Annotated in this window: 17 protein-coding genes and 1 tRNA gene; 13 read left to right on the top strand and 5 right to left on the bottom strand. The window is 45.7% G+C overall.

Annotated elements, in window-relative coordinates:
- The first annotated feature begins 11 nt into the window (after positions 1-11).
- Both TREPR_RS16090 and TREPR_RS16085 read left to right on the top strand, forming a co-directional pair.
- A complete protein-coding gene (locus tag TREPR_RS16090; RefSeq protein WP_015709408.1) occupies positions 12-2720 on the top strand; it encodes a PAS domain-containing hybrid sensor histidine kinase/response regulator in 2709 nt (902 codons plus the stop codon).
- Positions 2721-2897: 177 nt separating this feature from the next.
- Positions 2898-4301 carry a leucine-rich repeat domain-containing protein gene (locus TREPR_RS16085; RefSeq protein ID WP_015709407.1) on the top strand — a complete coding sequence of 468 codons (1404 nt, stop codon included), beginning with the start codon at positions 2898-2900 and terminating at the stop codon, positions 4299-4301.
- Positions 4302-4312: 11 nt separating this feature from the next.
- On the opposite strand, the gene TREPR_RS16080 is transcribed toward TREPR_RS16085, so the two are convergent.
- On the bottom strand, positions 4313-5161 hold the full coding sequence (locus TREPR_RS16080) for a hypothetical protein (RefSeq protein ID WP_015709406.1): 849 nt from the start codon (positions 5159-5161) through the stop codon (positions 4313-4315).
- 63 nt (positions 5162-5224) lie between these two features.
- Positions 5225-5298, bottom strand: a tRNA-Ile gene (locus tag TREPR_RS16075).
- A 318-nt stretch (positions 5299-5616) separates the two neighbouring features.
- Between TREPR_RS16075 and TREPR_RS16070 the strand changes: the two genes are divergently transcribed.
- The 6 genes from TREPR_RS16070 to TREPR_RS16045 all read left to right on the top strand — a co-directional run bounded on the left by TREPR_RS16070 (position 5617) and on the right by TREPR_RS16045 (position 10718).
- Positions 5617-6648, top strand: coding sequence for a helix-turn-helix transcriptional regulator (locus TREPR_RS16070; RefSeq protein ID WP_015709405.1), 1032 nt, complete (start codon positions 5617-5619; stop codon positions 6646-6648).
- Between the two features lie 115 nt (positions 6649-6763).
- Complete coding sequence (locus tag TREPR_RS16065) at positions 6764-7342, top strand: macro domain-containing protein (protein WP_015709404.1); 579 nt, start codon at positions 6764-6766, stop codon at positions 7340-7342.
- 10 nt (positions 7343-7352) lie between these two features.
- Positions 7353-8195 carry a hypothetical protein gene (locus tag TREPR_RS16060; RefSeq protein WP_015709403.1) on the top strand — a complete coding sequence of 281 codons (843 nt, stop codon included), beginning with the start codon at positions 7353-7355 and terminating at the stop codon, positions 8193-8195.
- 12 nt (positions 8196-8207) lie between these two features.
- Positions 8208-9047 (top strand): GIY-YIG nuclease family protein, encoded by an 840-nt coding sequence (locus TREPR_RS16055; RefSeq protein WP_015709402.1) that lies wholly within the window; start codon positions 8208-8210, stop codon positions 9045-9047.
- 87 nt (positions 9048-9134) lie between these two features.
- Positions 9135-9608, top strand: a complete 474-nt coding sequence (locus TREPR_RS18005; protein WP_015709401.1) for an NUDIX hydrolase — start codon at positions 9135-9137, stop codon at positions 9606-9608.
- Complete coding sequence (locus TREPR_RS16045; RefSeq protein WP_015709400.1) at positions 9609-10718, top strand: hypothetical protein; 1110 nt, start codon at positions 9609-9611, stop codon at positions 10716-10718.
- Positions 10719-11071: 353 nt separating this feature from the next.
- Here the strand turns inward: TREPR_RS16045 and feoB are convergent, their stop codons facing one another.
- Both feoB and TREPR_RS16030 read right to left on the bottom strand, forming a co-directional pair.
- Entirely contained in the window at positions 11072-13237 is a 2166-nt protein-coding gene (gene feoB / locus TREPR_RS16035) for a ferrous iron transport protein B (protein ID WP_015709399.1), read from the bottom strand.
- On the bottom strand, positions 13224-13616 hold the full coding sequence (locus TREPR_RS16030; protein ID WP_041611259.1) for a FeoA family protein: 393 nt from the start codon (positions 13614-13616) through the stop codon (positions 13224-13226). The genes feoB and TREPR_RS16030 overlap by 14 nt, the downstream gene beginning before the upstream one ends.
- 189 nt (positions 13617-13805) lie before the next feature.
- Between TREPR_RS16030 and TREPR_RS16025 the strand changes: the two genes are divergently transcribed.
- The 5 genes from TREPR_RS16025 (at position 13806) to TREPR_RS16005 (ending at position 18403) form a co-directional block, all read left to right on the top strand.
- The gene (locus TREPR_RS16025) at positions 13806-14951 is read left to right on the top strand and encodes a trans-sulfuration enzyme family protein (RefSeq protein ID WP_015709398.1); all 1146 of its coding nucleotides are present in this window, start codon (positions 13806-13808) and stop codon (positions 14949-14951) included.
- Positions 14952-14960: 9 nt separating this feature from the next.
- Entirely contained in the window at positions 14961-16193 is a 1233-nt protein-coding gene (locus TREPR_RS16020; RefSeq protein WP_015709397.1) for a trans-sulfuration enzyme family protein, read from the top strand.
- 150 nt (positions 16194-16343) lie between these two features.
- The gene (locus TREPR_RS16015) at positions 16344-16778 is read left to right on the top strand and encodes an RrF2 family transcriptional regulator (RefSeq protein ID WP_015709396.1); all 435 of its coding nucleotides are present in this window, start codon (positions 16344-16346) and stop codon (positions 16776-16778) included.
- Entirely contained in the window at positions 16775-17209 is a 435-nt protein-coding gene (locus TREPR_RS16010; protein ID WP_015709395.1) for an RrF2 family transcriptional regulator, read from the top strand. Before TREPR_RS16015 ends, TREPR_RS16010 begins: the two co-directional genes overlap by 4 nt.
- Positions 17210-17227: 18 nt before the next feature.
- Entirely contained in the window at positions 17228-18403 is a 1176-nt protein-coding gene (locus TREPR_RS16005; protein ID WP_015709394.1) for a pyridoxal phosphate-dependent aminotransferase, read from the top strand.
- Here TREPR_RS16005 and TREPR_RS16000 read toward each other — a convergent pair.
- Entirely contained in the window at positions 18375-19637 is a 1263-nt protein-coding gene (locus TREPR_RS16000; RefSeq protein WP_015709393.1) for a glycosyltransferase, read from the bottom strand. The two genes, TREPR_RS16005 and TREPR_RS16000, sit on opposite strands and share 29 nt — an antisense overlap.
- Position 19638: the final 1 nt, after the last annotated feature.

Raw genomic sequence — 19638 nt, 5'->3', positions numbered from 1 at the left:
AGGGTGGTATCTTGACCAACGAAGGAGAACAGCGGCGTATCTGGGAAAAGCAGGGAAAGTACCTCTCCCTGATGCTGGAAAACAGCCCTGATGTGATCCTCCTCCTGGATGCGGAAGGCCGCTTCCTTTACTGCTCCAATGCCTTTCTGGAACTTGCCGGGATAAACGACTTTATCAGCATACGCGGGCGTTTTTTTGATGAGGTGTATGCCTTCTTTGGCGATCCGGTCTTTCTGGAACAATCCCTGGATCGCTTTGCCCGGGTCAAACAGGGCAATAAAACTATCACTGATACTGCCCGCATTGATTTTACCGGCAAAGGGTACAGTCGCAGTTACAGTATCAACAGTACCCCTATTCTGGATGAAGGGGACAACTTTGACGGGGTCCTGGTTATCTACCATGATATAACAGAACTGCTTCAAGCTGAATCCAATGACCGGATCAAGGTAATGTTCGATGCTACCCCCCTGGCCTGCACCTTTTGGGATGCCGGTGGGAATATATTGGACTGTAACCAGGAGGCTTTGAAACTTTTTGACGTTTCGACAAAAAAGGAACTCATAGAAGGGTTCAGCAGATTTTCTGTGTTCATCCAAATGGACGGCTCCATAAGCAACGAGCGTATATCCCGGGAAATAGCTGAAACCTACCGCACCGGGAAGCGTCTGGAATTTGAATGGATGCACCGCAGCAGTAAGGGTGAGTTTATCCCTGCCGAAGTAATCCTGGTCCGGGTTGCCTGGCAGGATGACTACCGGGTAGTAGCTTATACCCGGGACTTGCGAAAGCTCAAGGAGTCCGAGGACCTGCTGCACCAGGCGGATGAACGTGGCAGGGAACTGGAAGTGGAGACCCGGGCCGCCCAGGTCGCTTCTGAGGCCAAAAGTCGCTTCCTGGCTTCCATGAGCCACGAGATCCGCACCCCCATGAACGCCATCATCGGCATGAGCGATCTCATGCGTACCGACAACCTGGACGACACCCAGCGGGATTTTTTTACGGACATCAAGAAGATGTCCAAGGCCCTGCTGCAGATCATCAACGATGTGCTGGACATTTCAAAGATCGAAGTGGGGAAGATGGAACTGTCCCCGGTGCATTTTAACCTGATGGAACTCTACGATAATATCGCTTCCATGAGCCGCTTCACCGCCCAGTCCAAAGACCTGGATTTCCGCCATTCCTTCACCTCCAGGGTCCCGCAGATTATCTACGGCGATGATGTGCGACTTCGCCAGATACTTACCAATATTATTAACAACGCTATCAAGTATACCCGTCAGGGCTATGTTGACTTTACGGTGGACGTTACGGCAAAGGATGGCAAGGACTATCTTGTCTTTACCGTAAAGGATACGGGGATCGGCATCAAGAAAGAGGACTTTCCTAAGCTGTTCGGGAATTTCCAGCAGTTGGACAGCGATCGTAACAGGGGCATTGTGGGCACAGGCCTGGGGCTGGCGATCACCAAAAACCTAGTCACCATGATGGGCGGGGAAATCTCTTTTGAAAGCGAATACGGCGCTGGATCGGCATTTACAGTTTTGCTGCCCCTGGTTCCGGGGGACCCTGAGCGGATTGAACGGAAGGGCCTGAACGCACAGATTAAGGCTACCGGAGATGTCAAAGTGCTTGTGGTAGACGACAACCGGATAAACCTCAAGGTTGCCCTGGCTTTTCTGGCCACCCACGATATCCATGCGGAAACCGCCGAAAGCGGCGATGAGGCTATAGCAAAGGTGTCAGAGAGAAACTACGATTTGGTTTTTATGGATCACATGATGCCCGGTATGGACGGTATTGAAGCGACCAAATGTATCCGTTCCATGGAGGATCCCTGGCTAAGGAAAATGCCCATCATCGCCCTTACAGCCAACGCCGTTTCCGGGGCCAGGGAGAGTTTCCTTGCCGGGGGGATGAATGACTTTATTTCCAAGCCTATTGACGCTGCGGAACTTAACCGAAAGCTTGAAAAGTGGCTGCCCCCGGGCAAATGCACCTGGGTTGAAATCCATAGCAGTGACGCAAAACCTGCTGCTCCTGTTTCCGCAGTGGAAAGTGTTGCTGTCATTGACCGGGATAAGGCGGTCAGCGATATTGGGGGAAGCGAAGAACTCTACAATCAGCTTCTGCTTAGTTTCCGCAAGGAACATGGCGATGACATAGTAAAGATACGCACTGCCCTGGAAACCGGGGATATGCCCCTGGCCCATCGCTTGGCCCATACCCTGAAAAGCACCGCCGGCCTCATTGGCGCCGGCCGGTTGCGGCAGCTTTCTTCTGAGATTGAGAAAGCCCTGGCCGAGAAGAATCCCAGTGCGGCAGAAAAACTGATGGTACAGGCGGGAGCGGAATTCGCCGCAGTATTGAAAGAGCTGGATACCCTGATTCCGGCGGGAGACAGAAAAGGGGCCGGTAGCGGCGGGGATGGCGCCTTTACGGAGGAATTTCCGGCATCGGCTTTGATCGGGGAGCCCCCTGGGCGGGGAACTCTCCGACTAAAGTCGGCGTTGCAAGTAGCGGACCCGGTGAAGATACGGGAACTGGCGGGGCGGCTCAGGCCTTTGCTGGCGGCGGGGAATGCCGGGAGCCTTAAGCTGATTGACGAAATACGCGCAAGCTTTCCGCTCAAGGAAGGTGGGGAGCTGATTCAGCAAATGCAGGAGTTTGAATTTAAGCGGGCCCTGGAGATACTGGAGTCGGTTGACGGAAAATGAACGATCTGCTTTTTTACCAAAGCGGCTTATTTATTCGTCCTAAGTTTGGAGTGTGGGGAGAGATAATTATTTTTCTTATCAAAAAGATCAAGCCATGACATTATTTGTCATATTATGTGGTGTATTTTATTGTAAAGACCTGATGGAGGGTACAAATCTCCAACGTGGAGGTACATAATGAAGAAGAAAAATGAAAAGGCTTTGATTAAGCAAAAAGACGCAATACTTGAAGCTCTTCAGAAAATCGAGAAATGTCGAGAACAACATGAAAAATCCCTCGAAATTGGCTATGATTTATATCTTAATCTATTCCCCGAAGAAATCAGGCAATTAACATGGCTTACAAGCCTTTCTGTAATATGTACGGATATTAGAGTTTTGCCTGAATGGATTGGTGAACTGGAAAGTTTAAAGATTCTTGACCTCAGTACAAATCAGAAGATTCGAAAATTGCCCGACAGTTTGACCAATTTAACGCATTTAAAAAAGTTGGTTCTTGATAACACCGGCGTTAAAAGGGTTCCATCTTTTATCAGCAAACTTACCACGCTGGAAGTATTGGATATCAGTATAGTTGACTTAAAAGAAGTCCCGCAGAGTATACTTGAATTACCTAAACTTAAACGAATAGAGACCCGTGGTTATGACATAAAACATCTCCCTGCCCTTGTTGAAAAACAGAATGAACTTAATCGAAAGGAATTTTTACATCGAATAGATCGGTGCAAAAAAAAGCACTATAAAAATTTGGATTTGTCATTTCTCTATATCAACGAATTGCCGGAAGAATTAGCTGGCGTGCCTTGGATAAATAAACTTGATTTAACCTGCAATAACCTTATCCAATTGCCAAAATGGATCGGTCATTTTCCCGAGTTGACCTTATTAGACCTAAGTTGTAACGAATTAACGGAATTACCGGATTCAATTGGTGGTCTTAAAAAATTAAAAGAAATCAGGCTATCGGAAAACAAGCTAAGAACTTTACCGGAGACATTTGGCGAACTTTGTTCTCTCGAATTATTCACGCTTTGGGAAAGACATAACCATCCCGTACTGGAAGAAAAAATAGGGCCGGGTTCATGGTTTTCTTTTCTACCGGAATCATTTGGGAACCTTTTATCATTAAAGGATTTTTTTATTGCAGAAACGCGATTAACCAGCTTGCCTGATTATTTTGGTAATTTTAAATCTCTTAAATGTTTAACTATTTACACTAGCATTACCCCCGACTTTTGTTTTCCAGTGTCAATGAAAAATCTTAAAACGTTAAGGAAAGTCAGTCTCAGTTCTTTTGGCAGGATTCCTGATTTTATTGGCGAACTAAAGGATTTAACAGAGCTGGATATAAGTCATAATAAACTTAAAACATTACCTGATTTTATAGGGAATTTAACAAAATTGAAAATCCTCAATCTTCATAGCACCTGGATTACAGAAATTCCCAGTTGGATTACTAACCTTAAAAAGCTTGAATATTTAGATGTTACCAGTAATGATATAATAGCAAATCCCGAAATGCTCATAAAAGAGCTGCCTAAATTAAAGGATTTTGACGATATGTATAATCCTTACAAATAGTATAGGCTATATTATGACATTTTGTTAATAATTTTACAATTATCAATATCCAATAAAACATAATTACTATGTGGATAGGTTAAATTTTCTATTTCAACCTTTATAAAATCTCCCAGAAATTCTATGTTTTTTATCATCGATAAATCACTTTTCCAGTATCGGTCAAATAACAACCCTTTATAAAAAAAGCCTTTGAAGAAATAGCCTGATAAATTAATAGTAGTTTCAATAGGACTAATTGATATTTTGTCATAATTATTTAGTATATCATCGGGTTTTGAATTATCCATGTTGCCCATTTCTCTAAAAGTATAAACAAGATTTCTTTTTATATTAATTTCCTTATGCCGGTATTTTACACAAAAAAATATACCATCCTTGTAGATAAAATATTGGGGCATTTCATGTTCAGTACTAATCCAAATAACACTTTCATTGTTCACAACTATATTGGCAACTGATTGTTCTGATTTATAGCCCCATGAATTTGTATAAATTGTATTTGCGGTATAGCATTTTAAGGTTGATTGATCAGTGCCTTTTCTGATCAAGGTAATGGGTTTTATGTTCCACTCGGACGATCTCTGAATAAATATTGTGGCTTTGCATTTTATTTCATTATAGAGTTCATCAATATCGATAAACTCTATCTTAAAATAGTCTGTCAATTTATTTAGAAATGTCAATGCTTTTTCACGTGTTGTTGTGCATACATATTGTGTGCAGATATGATTTCTCTTAATAAAGCTCATGAAATACGCTATATTATTTTCAAGCACATTTTCATTTGATAATTGCAGGTATTTAGAAATATTCTGCGCTGAAATATCATCAAGGTATTCTTGTACATACATTATCATTCGTCCTCACCTGGTTTAATTGTGCTTTCAATTTTATTTAACCCTGATACTACCTAAAAAGTTTAGGCGAGGATGGATTTGCACCATCAACCGTGACCTTATAAGAGTCCCGCTCTGACTGTTGGAGCTACTCGCCTGTTTATATAAAATCGATATGTCAGGTCCTATACCATCGTCCAAGATCAACCTCCTTTTATTTTTTCAGGTGGATTCTCGTATTACTCTGGACTAAAATAATGCCATTATTAAAAAATGTGTCATAATGACTCACTTTTTGCGATTTTAACCCACTACCTTATTCCTCTTGTATAACATACATACTCAATATACTCTAAGTACTATGCCAAATACTGTCATGGCAATAATTTATTTTGCCTTTTTAAATTTTTTTCACCCTGACAGTATATGGCATGATGCTGTGCTATATTTTCAACTATAAAGAGGAGGATTGCCAAATGAAAGGTGGGGAAAACGAAAAAAAAATACAAATTAGCCGGGTACTCAAAATTGATGAGAAAATCCGTTTAGGTTCCTACCCCACTTGCCCTGGTTTAGCAAAGGAGTTAGAAGTCAGTATCCGTACCATCAACCGGGATATTGATTATTTACGTGATGTATACAAGGCTCCTTTGAAATTCGACCGTGACCGTAATGGCTTTTATTATACGGAACCCAATTTCTTTATTAAGAGTATTCTTTTCACAGAAGCCGAACTTGAGATAATTAAACAATACTACAGATTTTACAGTGAAGAAGATGAAGATTCTTATGAGGCAAAATTCAAAAAGATATTCCAGAAACTGCTTGCGGTAGTCCCGGACAAATATGATAAGGATTTACCAGTCAACAATTTTGATGGCAGTGATTTTTTTAACCCTGGAATTTCATACGAATATGATATTATTACTGAAATAAATTCAGCCATTATTAAAAAAGAGGTTATTAAAGCCCAATGTTGGATTGCCGAAAATAGAAAATATTCTACACTAACTCTTGAACCTGTACATATTTTCTATCAGAACCATATTTATTACCTGCTTGCACTTGATCGCAACGATGATAGGAAATCGGGTATTTTTTCTGTAAAGAAGTTCAAAAAAGTGCTTGGTACAGGTACTTATTTTGAACTTCCAGTCAATTTCAATATTCAGGATCATATAAAAAATTCTGCGGATGTCCATCCTGCTGATAATAAGATGTATCTTTTTGAATTGTTGTTTCAGAAAGATGCTACGTCTTTTGCAAGTGAAGCCACGTTTCATCCCAAACAGACAGTGAAAGCCCTTGATGATAACACGGTACAAGTTAGCTTTAGATCAACTGAGTTTCAGGAAATTCAGCGGTGGGTATTGTCACTGGGACATCTGGTTAAAGTCTTAAGTCCCCCGGAATTGGTTGATAAAATGAGGTTTGAAATAGAACAGCTGCAAACATTTTATCAGAAAGGAAATAGTAAACGTTCGCCACTTTTGGCAAAAAAGGTTTAGAAATTAGAGTTTGAAAAATAAAAGTAAGGCGCTATTGAAAGATATATTGTTCTGATAAATAGGTTTTTGTCTTAAAAAGAAACCGATGTTGCGAATTCTTAGGAGGATTTCATTAATGAATGTCAAAATTTTATTGAGGGATTTATCTAAAGAAATAGTAGACGCCTGGGCTACTGTGTTTAATGGGTATTCAGATGTTGAGGTATCTTGTGGAAATATATTTGACGCAAAAGCAGATGCTATAGTCAGTCCGGCTAACTCTTTTGGTTTTATGGATGGTGGTATTGATTTGGTGTACAGCCATTACTTCGGATGGGATTTACAGAAAAAATTACAAAAGACTATCCAAAAAGATTATTACGGTGAACTTCCTGTTGGAAGTGCATTGGTGATTAAAACTAAAAATAAAGATGTTAAATATTTAATATCTGCTCCCACGATGAGATTGCCCGAAGATGTATCTAAAACAATAAATGCATATTTGGCTTTTCGTGCTGCATTGATAGAAATTAACAAGTTTAATAAAGACAATGAGAATACGATAAAAAAAGTTTTGTGTCCTGGGTTGGGAACATTAACCGGATTGATATCGCCAATGTCCTGTGCAACTCAAATGAAGAAAGCGTATGATTCCGTTATACGAAGGATTCCCTTGTTTCCGCGCAATCTCGCAGAGGCAGATACTATTTTATAAGGAGGAAAAGATGAAGATTACGCAAATAGGTGAAATCCTGAACGAAAAGGCAAAAACTCACCGCATTGGAGAGATTCAAGTAATACGGTACAAGATGGGACTACAGGGGAAAAAAGCAATTCAGCGCCTTTTTTTAATTAGCGAAGATACTCTCCAATGGTGGGGAAATTGGGTACTGCTTTTTGGAGGCCATCGTGATTTTATGTTTAGCCTTTCCCTTGATAGTACCGATAGACTTTGGTACGGCTTATCTTTTCCTTTGCAAAACAAAGGGATGTATGCATTCCGTAGAGACGATCCTAAATTAAAAAAATGTTATAAAAGTTTTAACAAGCTATATGATAAATCACCTGATTTGTTTTCTGATTATACGATGTGGCGTGAAGTAAATCGAAGTATAGTAGATATTACCCAGGTGCAGAAAATCAATAATAAAACGTCTGATGGTGTAGAAGCGATTTTCATTGGAAAGGCTGTCAAATTAAACGACATTGACTATGAGGAAATTCTTACCACCTTTGATAATATGATTGGAATATATATCAAGGTGAATTCCGGTGATCTTGAAGCTTCCTACGAGAATTTGAAAGAGCCGCCACCCAAGCCAAAAGAAATCTGGCCGTGGAGTGATGAAGTCATCAAAAGGACATTAAATGATTTGCCCGACCTTGTTTTTGGTGTTGACTTAGAGACCAGGAGTAGAGTCATGCTGAAACGCAATGATGGGACTTACGGGCATATTACTCTGGTTAATGCGTTGAACCGTGTTTATACCGTTGTTGACAAAGATGAGAATGTGGAATATTATTCTGATGTTCATGAAATGGTAAAAGCCGGATGGGTACTGGATTAAGGAGGAATTGAAATGGCTAAAAAAGTGACAATCTTTCAAATGGATGATACGGAAAATAGCCCAAAGATTATTGACATTGGTGGCTCGTCAATGGTGGTGTTATATTCGCCCATTGCCTGTATTACAGAATGGCTTGAAAGAAAAGAATTGGAAAATCCAGGCGTTTATATATTACGTTATGATAGTGATGATGTCAATTTTTCTGATAGTGTGTATATCGGTGAGGCAGAAATTTTACGGGAAAGACTAAATCAACATCTAAAAACTGATAAGCTGGAATTTAAGGAATGCATTGTTGTTGTTTCGACTAAAGATGGTGAGCTCACAAAAGCGCATATAAAAAACATGGAGTCAAAGCTTTATCAGTTATCTGACTCGGCAAAAAACTCTAAGATATTTAATGCGACAAAACCAACGCTCTCAACTTTATCACTTGCCGATGAAAGTATTGTCGATGAATTCATCAGACAACTAAAAATGGTTTTACCATTATGTGGGTTTTTATGTCTATCACCGACTACTGCACAGATAATTCTGGAAACTAATACTTTTATCATTGACAATAAAACGAAAGGAATTTATGCAAGAATGGTTATTGAAAATAATCATTATATTGTCCTAAAGGATTCTACTGTATGTAAGGATGTAACAGCTTCATTTATATACAAAAAGAATCGAGAAAAATTAATTGATGCCGGTATTTTAGTATTTGAAAACGACCAATATAAATTTACAGAGAACACAATTTTCAGTAGTCCTAGTCAGCCAGCATCCATTATTTTGGGTTCAACTGTAAATGGTCAAGATGTGTGGAAAAACAACAATGGTAAAACAATGAAAGAATTGCAATAAAAGAGGCTAGGGATGTTTTTGAACAATATTTTCGTGATGGGTAGTACTTATACTTAGATTTTTCTTACTGTAAAAGGAGACGCACTAATGCCTAAATACAAGCATACGTTTTTATATCGTATATTAAAATTTCTTCGTGGTTATAAAGGCGCCGGTATTTCTCTTTTTCATGTTGATGAAATTAACAATGTATCAGTATTTCTTGGAAAACGGACAAGAAATCCCGGCAAAGGCAAATGGTCGTTTCCTGGCGGAAAAGTTGAAAAAGGCGAGTCTTTTTACGATGGAGCAGTCCGTGAATTTAAAGAAGAAACGGGTTTTATCCTGTCAGAATTGGGCAATACCTTAACGGGTGTGGTCTCAATAAATGCCCTCTGGTTCTTCCGTTGGAAAACATATCTGGTCAAAATTGGTAAACGAATTAACCCGACCCCTTTTGATGAATTTTCACAATTTAAATGGGTAACTTTTGACAAACTAAAAGATTTGCCGCTTCATTTTGGCGTGATGAAGGCTGTTAGAAAGTTTCATGTAAATAAGTATGGTAAGGTAAATAAATGAATGAGTGAAATATATGATAGGGATTTTTTTAATAATCTGCTAAATCAAACCTATGAAGAAAAAAGTCTATATTTCCGTGATATGTGTTCTGTCACCGACCTTGAAGATATGGCTTGTAAATATCATAAATTGCTACATCCATATTACAACAAGGGTGAAACCGGCTTATTGGAAAAAATATTGTTAGAAAGACGTATAAAGCTTGATAGACATTTTTCCTGGACTGAAAAGAACAAAAGGCATTTTCTTGAATTGAACGATAAAATTATTAGCGGATTTAAGAAAGCATATGATGAAGCAGCAATACTGTATGATAAATTAACCAAAAAACTAAATTCAAATGATAGTTTTTTGGATGATTTTAACATTCGGATAAAGTTATCGCCATTTATTCTTGAAATTGACAATAAGACCGGAGAATTAACGGAGCGGGGAGAAGGTATTTACTGGGTACTGTATTCCTCGCTACCGGAATATTTATGGACCGATGATATTATTGATGGTAGATTTGGCCCGGAATATTTAAGATTTTTGAAAGATGATACCAACTGGAATGGCGAGTACTTTAGCGGTCAATTTGACGAGTATTATATAGGGTATGGTATACATCAATTGTTGGATTGTCATATTTTTTCATGGTTTGATATATTGAGGATAAATGAGATTTGGGTTGAAGTAAAAACCGATCATCAGCATTTTATTGAAAACATTGGTAAAGGTGATTATTGGGACAATGGGCTACAAACGGAAGATGAGAATATTGCTGAAAATATACGGATGGAATATATGAGCCGCTTGTCTAAAGAGGAAAGCGGATTGCCGGTAGAGCTATTAGTGGACGATATTGGTGCATGGGAAAATATCGGAAAGTATAAACGACTAAAATTTAAGTCCAATACTGATGATAAAATAGATCGTACAAAAATGGTTTCCATGAGCATTGAAGAACATCCCCGAATATTGGTAAAGGATATTGAAATCAATTTAAGTGATGATGAATTGAAACAGATCAAAGCCTTTATTTCAGGGAATGAACAGTATTTGAACCAATTGGCTAATCAAGAAATTAGTTTTATTGAGTTTGTTAAAATATTGCAAAGAAAACGATAATCCACATTGATTGGCTGAAAACAATTGTTTTAAACGCCGGGAAATTTGTTGAAATTTAGGAGTTTTGTATAGACAAACACTATATGGATGAAGAAATGATGGTTATGCAGGCCTTTATCAGCCCCAGGTACTGAACAGATATACGGCGTAAAAAGTTCGCCACTATTCCCCCGCGCTACTTGCAACGGAGTTCCCCGCGCAATGCGGACAAGCGTCCTTTTTTACAGCCTTCCCCCCATCCCCGGAACAGCAGGAAGGCCGCCTACTCCGAAAAGTTTTCACTACCCGTAAAATCACAAAAACTGCTGCCAAGGCTATAACAGCAACAATAACCCCGGTTTCAATCATGGTATTCACAATAAGCCTCCTAAACCAATCAAGCTCCCGACCTGGAAAACGATGGTGCAGAGGACCCAGCCCAGGGCCAGGAGAAAGACCAGCTCAAATCCCAGCCACTTCCAGCCGATTTCCGCCTTGATGGTTGCCAGGGCGGCGAAACAGGGGGGGATGATCAGGGTAAAGAGCATGAACACAAAGGCTGCCAGGGGGCTCATGTCCGGGTCCTGCCTGATGGCGTCTCTGAGGCCTTCGCTTTCCTCGGTTTCTTCGGCCCCGACCCGGTAGAGTATGCCCAGGGTGGAGACGATCACCTCTTTGGCGGCAAAGCCAGTGACCGAGGCGGCGGCTAGTTTCCACTCAAAGCCCATGGGCCGGAAAATGGGGACGATGAATTTGCCCAGCCGGCCGGCGTAGCTGTGTTCCAGGGCCGCTTCTGTTGCCTGGACCGAATCTTCGGCCAAACCCGGCGGGGGCTCGTAGGCGGGGAAGCTGGTGATGGCCCAGATCAGGATCGCCGAGGCCAGGATGATGGTCCCCGCTTTTTTGACATAGAGCCAGGTTTTTTCCTGCACATGCCAGAGTATGCCTCGCAGAGTGGGAGAGCGGTAAGGGGGCAGTTCCATCACAAAAGGTGTGGGGTCCCCTTTGAGCACAGTTTTCTTCAGCACAAAGGCGCAGCAGAGGCTGAGGATGACCCCTAGGGCATAGATCAGCATGATCACGTTGGCGGCATGGTTCGGGAAGAAGGCCGCTGCCAGAAGCACATGGACCGGCAATTTTGCCCCGCAGCTCATCATGGGGGTGATGAGTATGGTGAGGATACGGTCCCGGGGGCTTTTCAGGGTCCGGGAGGCCATGATCGCCGGGACGGAACAGCCGAAGCCCAGCATCATGGGGAAAACCGACTGGCCGTGGAGGCCGAAGCTGTGGAGCAGTTTATCTGTTGCAAAGGCCGCCCGGGACATATAGCCTACGTCTTCCAGTATCGAAAGGAGGAAAAACAGTATTACTATCAGGGGGACAAAGGAGAGGACGCCCCCCACGCCGCCTATGATCCCGTCTACCAGGAGGGAGCGCAGGAGGCCTGCGGGCATGGCATTCATGATGGCGCCGCTTAAAAGGCTAAAGAGGGCTTCCAGCCAGGCCATGGGGTATTCCCCCAGGAGGAAGGTGAGCTGAAACACCGCCCAGAGGACCAGGATAAAGATGGGCAATGACAAAAACCGGTTCATGATCACCCGGTCCAGAGCCTCGGTGACGGAAAAATCGGGTTTTCTGACAATTTGTACCGATTCCTTAACCGCCCCCCGTATATAGCCGTAACGCTGTTCGGAGATGATGATCTCCGCATCCTTGCCAAAGTGCTTTTCGATCCAGACCACGGCTTCCCGCGCGGCGGTTTCAATCGAAGCGGCCTGGGGATGCTCCTGTAGCCGCCGGTACGCATTGGTATCCTTTTCAATGAGCTTCACCGCCAGCCAGCGGACAGGGTACTTTGCCGCAAAGGAGGTATCCGAGGCAATGGCTTCCTGAATCGTCTCAAGCCGGGATTCAATCTCAGCGCCGTAACTGAGCCGTTTGTCCGGGAGGGCCAGGCCGGCTTCTGACGGAGAGGTCCCGGCGTTTTGGCTCTTGGCGCTGCCGGTGTCGGCTTTAGCCGGCGAACCTTCTTCTACGGCCATCACCTGATCTATGCAGTCCAGGAGCGCCTCGGCGCCGGTACCCTTGGGGCCCACGGTTTTCACCAGGGGTATGCCCAAGGTCAGGGTGAGCTGCTTGTCGTCAATAAAGATGCCCTTTGATTCCGCCTCATCGCTCATGTTCAGGGCGCCGATGACCGGGATGCCCAGTTCCTGAAATTGGAGGCAGAGGTAGAGGTTCCGTTCCAGGTTGGTGGAGTCCAGCACATCCACGATAACGTCAGGTTTTTCATCCAGGATAAAGTCCCGGGCCACCACCTCGTCGATGGAATAGGCGGTCAGGCTGTAAATACCCGGCAGGTCGATAAAATGGTACTGTTTTTCCCGGCGTATGCGTATGCCCTCCCGTTTTTCCACCGTAACCCCGGGGTAATTCCCCACCTTGTGGTGAGCCCCGGTGAGGGCATTGAACAGGGTGGTTTTTCCTGCATTGGGGTTTCCGGCCAGGGCTATTCGCAGGGTGTTTTTATTTCCCGGCATGGCACGTCTCGGCAGGGAGCTTTGCCGGAGTTTCCGGAGCCTTAGGAGGGGGCTCAAGCTTCGCACGGGGAACTTGCCGACTGAAGTCGGCATTGCGAGTAGCTATTTTTTTCCGGCGGAGGATCTTTCCGGCATCCTTCACCGCAGACCAGTCGCCTACCGGAAGAACTTCAATGCCCCCGGCTTCGTCACGGCGGATTAGGATATCATAACCCCGGATTCGCACCTGTAAGGGTCCGCGGAAAAAGCCGGAACGGACCACGGCACCTTCAGCATCCTCGGTAAAACCCATATCGGCAAGACGTTTGCCGACTTCTTTTCTCAGGGCGACTTTAACCACCCTGAAGGAAGCCCCATTGGGCGCGTCTGATAAAACCATGTAATTCCCTTTCTTTAGAGCCGTCAGGTCAAGCGTATGGATTTTGACAAAATGGCTCCTTGTGTTAGTATATTATAACAGCAGGGAAAGTCAATACCTTTGAATTTTTTGGCGCCCTTTGGCCCTTGATTTAAGTCAAATTATATCCTACAATTTATATAGGTTTTTAACTACTAATAAGGATGGTTCATGAAGAGGGGAACGAAGCTCATCCACAACGGCTTTGAAACGGATTTTTCCGTCGGGGGCAATACCGGCGCCCTGGGGGTGCCCATATACCAGACCTCTACCTTTGATCAGGGAGATCTTTCGGAGCACCGGGAATTTGACTATGCCCGCTCGGGGAATCCTACCCGGAAAGCCCTGGAAGAAATCATCGCAGACCTGGAGGGGGGCGCCAAAGGTTATGCCTTTGGGAGCGGCATCGCTGCGGTATCTTCGGTTTTAGGCATACTTTCCGGGGGGGACCATATTGTCGCCGCCGAGGATATCTACGGCGGGAGCTGGCGTATCCTCAACACCTTCTACAAACGCTGGAACCTTGAAGTCACCCCGGTGGATACCACGGATTTAGGGGCGGTGAAAAGGGCCATCAGGCCTAATACCAAAGCCCTGTTTCTGGAGACCCCTTCAAACCCCCTGCTCAAGATCACCGACTTGGCGGGGTGTATAAAAATTGCCCAAGAAGCAGGGCTCCTGACCATCGTGGACAATACCTTCATGACCCCCTATCTTCAGCGGCCTATTGAGCTGGGCGCGGATATCGTGGTCCATTCGGCTACCAAATTTCTCGGCGGCCACAGCGACGTGATCTTCGGCCTGGCGGTTACCAGGACCGAGGAACTGGGGAAACGGGTTTACCAGATGCAGAACGGCTTCGGCGCCGTGCCCGGCCCCTGGGATACCTGGCTGGTCATGCGGGGGATCAAGACCCTCAGGGTGCGCCTGGAAGCCCAGGAAGCCGGGGCCCGCAAACTGGCGCCCTGGCTCAAGGCGCATAAAAACGTGGACGCCGTGTTTTATCCCGGGTTGCCGGATCATCCCGGCCGGGGGATCAACGAGGCCCAGTCTTCCGGCGCAGGGGCGGTACTCTCTTTCAAGACGAAGACCACCGAACAGGCGATCCGTTTTCTTGGCACAGTCAAATACGCCGCCGCTGCAGTGAGCCTAGGGGGGGTGGAGACCATTGCCTCCTATCCGGTGAAGATGAGCCATGCCTCCATACCAGAGGCAGAACGGCTGCGCTTGGGTATCACCGATACCCTGATACGGATATCCGTGGGCCTTGAGGACCCGGAGGATTTGATAGAAGATTTTGATGAAGCATTGAAATAGGAAAAGTGTATGCCCGATAAACATGAAGGTATAAATCAACATTCCGACAAGGATGCCGCCGACTGCGGCAAGGTTCCCTGTACGGCCCCTTACGGTAAACTGTCGATTAAAACCGTTACCGTGCATGGGGCTACCCTGTTTGAGCCCCATACCGGGGCGGTCAGCACGCCCATATACCAGAGTTCAACTTTCAGGCACCCTGGGCTCTATGAGTCCACGGGATTTGACTATTCCCGAGCCGTCAACCCCACTAGGTCGGAACTGGAAAAGACTATTGCCCTCCTGGAACATGGGAAATACGGCCTTGCCTTTGCCAGCGGTATGGGGGCTATCTCATCGGTAATAAAACTGTTCAAGCCCGGGGATCACATTATTGTGTCGGAGGATCTCTACGGCGGCACCTACCGGCTCTTCCATGAATACTACGCCAAGTACGGCTTTAGCTTTTCCTGGATCGATACCAGTAACTTTGCCCTGGTGGAAGGGGCGATGAAGAGCAATACCCGGGGGATTTTTATTGAAACCCCCTCCAATCCCATGATGAAGGTTAGTGATATCCGCCGCTCTGGGGATCTTATCCATAAACAGCAGGGCATTCTTATCGTGGACAATACTTTCCTTTCCCCTTATTACCAAACCCCCCTGGACCTGGGTGCGGATATTGTGGTCCACAGCGGGACAAAGTACCTGGCAGGGCACAACGATACCCTGGCGGGACTTCTTGTCCACTCCAGGGAGGATCTGGCCGAGCCCCTGGCCAATGCCCATAAAAGCGAAGGCGCCACCCTCGCGCCTTTTGACGCATGGCTCGTCCTGCGGGGGATAAAAACCCTATCGATAAGGATGGAGCAGCATGAAAAAAACGCCTACCGTATCGCTGCCTGGCTGCGAGAACACAAGCGGGTAGAAAAAGTGTTTTATACCGGGTTTGAGGATCACCCCCAGTACAGTTTGAGTAAGTCCCAGTCCCGGGGCTTCGGAGGTATGATATCTTTTTATCTGAAGAACAGGGATGATGTGCCGATTCTTCTTAAAAACATTTCACTCATTCTTTTTGCAGAAAGCCTTGGGGGGGTAGAGACACTGCTGACCTATCCACTGGTGCAGACCCACGGGGCTATCCCGGAAGAAATGCGGCTTTCCGCCGGAGTGAATGATCGGCTCATGCGCCTGTCCGTAGGTATTGAGGACGCCGGGGATCTTATTACGGATCTGGACGGCGCTTTTTCAAAATGTATATAGGAGTAAGGGGAACGCCTTGCGTTCCCTTCCGATTAAAAGAAAAATAGGAGTAAGGGAAACGCTTTGCGTTTCCTTCCGATTAAAAGAAAAATAGGAGTAAGGGAAACGCTTTGCGTTTCCTTCCGATTAAAAGAAAAATAGGAGTAAAAAATGAGAATTTCTACTAAGGGACGCTATTCTCTTGAGGCCCTGCTGTACATGGCCCTTCTGCCCCAGGGAGAATATACAAGTACCCGCTCTATTGCGGAGAAAACCGGGATTTCCGATGGTTATTTGGAACAGCTTTTTATTCCCCTGCGGAAAGCAGGAATAGTGCAGGGTATACGGGGACCCCAGGGAGGATATCTTCCCGGCCGCCCCTTGGAGGAAATTACCGTGGGGGATGTCTTGCGGGCGGTAGAGGGCCCCCTGGAACTGGTGGCCTGTGTTAATGACAATAGTACCTGCCCTTATAAGGAAACTTGTATCAGTATCCTGACTTGGAGCGAACTTTACCATGAAATTACCGAATGTGTTGATGCAATCAGCCTGGGAAACCTGGTAGAAGCATACTATGCCATGGACAAGATGGAGTACGCTATATGAAGATTTCAACCCGGGGACGGTACGGAATCCGGCTGCTCATTGATTTGGCGGAACATACCAGCGAATCCCATGTAGCCCTGGCCAGCGTGGCAGAGCGGCAGAAAATATCCATACGTTACCTTGAACAGGTAGCAGTGATACTCAGACGTTCCGGTTTTATCCGTTCAGTTAAGGGCGCCTCCGGGGGCTATGCCCTGGCCCGGCGGCCCCAGGACATCCTTATTGGTGACGCCCTGCGGGAACTGGAAGGGGACATGCTGGTGGTTGATCCCCCCCTTCCCGGCAGCCCGGATAACAAATTCCAGCGCTGCATCAGGGTTACGGTGTTTGATCGCTTAAACGAACGTATCTCCCAGGTAATAGACCGGAAAACCTTGGCTTCAGTGGTGGGCACCGTGGACCCCGACGAGTCTTATATGTACTTTATTTAATTGTTTCCAGGTTTTTCTATGCGACCATTAAGCGACAGGACAAAGGGTTTTACCGATTCGGTCATCCGGCGTATGACCCGGATCTCTATGCAGTACAATGCCCTGAACCTTTCCCAGGGCTTTCCGGACTTTGATCCCCCAAAGGAAATTACGGACCGTCTGGCGGCAATTGCCGGGACAGGACCCCATCAGTATTCAGTAACCTGGGGCGCCCAAAACTTTCGGGAAGCCCTGGCGGAAAAACAGTCCCGGTATATGGGTCGTTCCATCGATCCCAATACTGAGATTGTAACCACCTGCGGCAGTACCGAGGCGATGATGGCTGCCATGATGACCGTGACAAACCCCGGGGATAAGGTGATTATCTTTTCCCCCTTTTATGAAAACTACGGCGCCGACGTCATCCTTTCCGGGGCTGAACCTGTCTATGTGCCCCTATGTCCGCCGGAATTCCGCTTTGATCCTAATGAACTTGAAGCTGCCTTTAAGCAAAACCCCAAGGCGCTGATCCTTTGCAATCCCTCTAACCCCACAGGAAAAGTGTTCACCAGGGAGGAATTGAGGATTATCGCGGATCTGGCGAAAAAGTACGATGCCTATGTGATCACCGATGAAGTCTATGAGCATATTATCTACGCTCCCAATGAGCATATTTATATTTCTTCTCTTCCCGGTATGGAGGAGCGCACCCTTTCCTGCAGCTCCCTTTCTAAAACCTACTCCATCACCGGCTGGCGTTTGGGGTATATCATTGCCTCGCCGGAAATTATTGATACTGCAAAGAAGGTCCACGATTTTCTCACCGTGGGTGCCGCAGCGCCCTTGCAGGAGGCGGTTGTCCCGGCACTCCGCTTTGGAGAGGATTACTACCGTCACTTACAGGAGGAATACACAGAACGGCGGGATATCTTTGTTAACGGGTTGGATGATCTTAAGCTCCCCCACACTAATCCTGAAGGCGCCTATTACATTTTGCTGGACATTTCCGAATACGGCTATGAAAGTGATGTTAGCTTTTGTGAAGACCTGGCCCGTAAGGTGGGTCTCGGTGCGGTACCGGGTTCCAGTTTTTTCCGGGAGCCCGTGAGCCATCTGATACGGCTCCACTTTGCCAAGAAAAAAGAGACCCTCCTGGATGCCCTGAACCGTCTTGAAGCTATGCGGCTTAAGATGAAAAACCGGATGCAGCCTTAAATTCCGTTACCCCATCAACCTTGCGGTAAATATAATCGCAAATAGCCTGGACGCCGTTTTCGTTACGGACCTTTGTTCCCAGGATAGCGGCGTTCTGTTTATAGACCGGGTTGCTTAACAGGTCCACCGTCCGCTTTTCAAGTTCCCCCAGGGTGACCTTGGTGGCGTCAAGGTAATGAGGTCCTATCTTCAAATCGTAAATCTGATTCCCGAAGTAATGCTGATCGATGAAGATGGGCAGGGCCATCTGGGGTTTTCCCGCTCTGGCGGCGCTATGGGAGGTTCCACTCCCGCCGTGGTGGATGATCCCGTCACAGAGGGGGAAGACCAGATGGTGGGGAACAAAACTGTCCAGAAGGAATATGTTATCCTGGCCGAGGAGCTCATCCCCGGTATGCCACCACCCGGATCCGACTACGAACTTGTAATTGTGCCGGCGGCATATATCAAAGAGCCACGCACAAATACTGTCTTTCTTTTTTGCTTTACAGCTCCCCATGGTGAAGAACAGTGCAGGCCTGTCGTCCTTATCAATAAAGGCTTTGAGTTTTCCGTACTTTTCCTGATCGTAGGCAATGGTGTCATTAAAACAGTAGCCCCCGATATGCCAGGGGTATTTCCAGTCAGGATCAACCGAACCCAGGGAAGGGCTGTAGAGGAGAAAATTATCCGAGCGGCTGGGGGCGTATTCCCCCTGGTTCTTAAACAGGGGCATCCCCAGGCGTTTTCGGTTTTTGTTGATGATCCCGTCGATCATTATATTGACCCCGATGTTCAGGGCGCCCCAGAGTATCATGGGCCGGATGATGGGGTTCGGTTTCGGCCAGGGCATGACCGGGGGCGGTATTTTGCGCCCCGCAATGAAGGGGGCGTAGGCCGTGCGAAGTATGGGCTTCCCGCAGTATTCGGCGATATGGGGGGCGGAAAATTCCGTGTTGGTGGCAACCATGATATCGTGCTTTTCCAGGATAGGAATAAATTCTTCAAACTGTTTATCCGTTACCCGGTGCATCCAGGCCATGAGTTCCCGGTTGTTGGTGGAAGTTTCCATGAGGGTGTTGATATCATCGTAATTTTGAAGGACGTAGTTAAAACCTAACTGTTTCGCGTGTACCTCAAAGACCTGGGGCAAGCTTAAGGTAACTTCATGCCCGTCTCTGACCAGTTTTTCGGCTATGGCAAAATAGGGGTATACATCCCCTTGGGCCCCTCTGGTTACTAAAAATACTTTCATT

The organism is Treponema primitia ZAS-2 (assembly GCF_000214375.1).
Taxonomy (GTDB): domain Bacteria; phylum Spirochaetota; class Spirochaetia; order Treponematales; family Breznakiellaceae; genus Termitinema; species Termitinema primitia.
The sequence above is the reverse complement of the archived record's forward strand: the minus strand, read 5'-3'. Positions and strand labels throughout refer to the sequence as shown.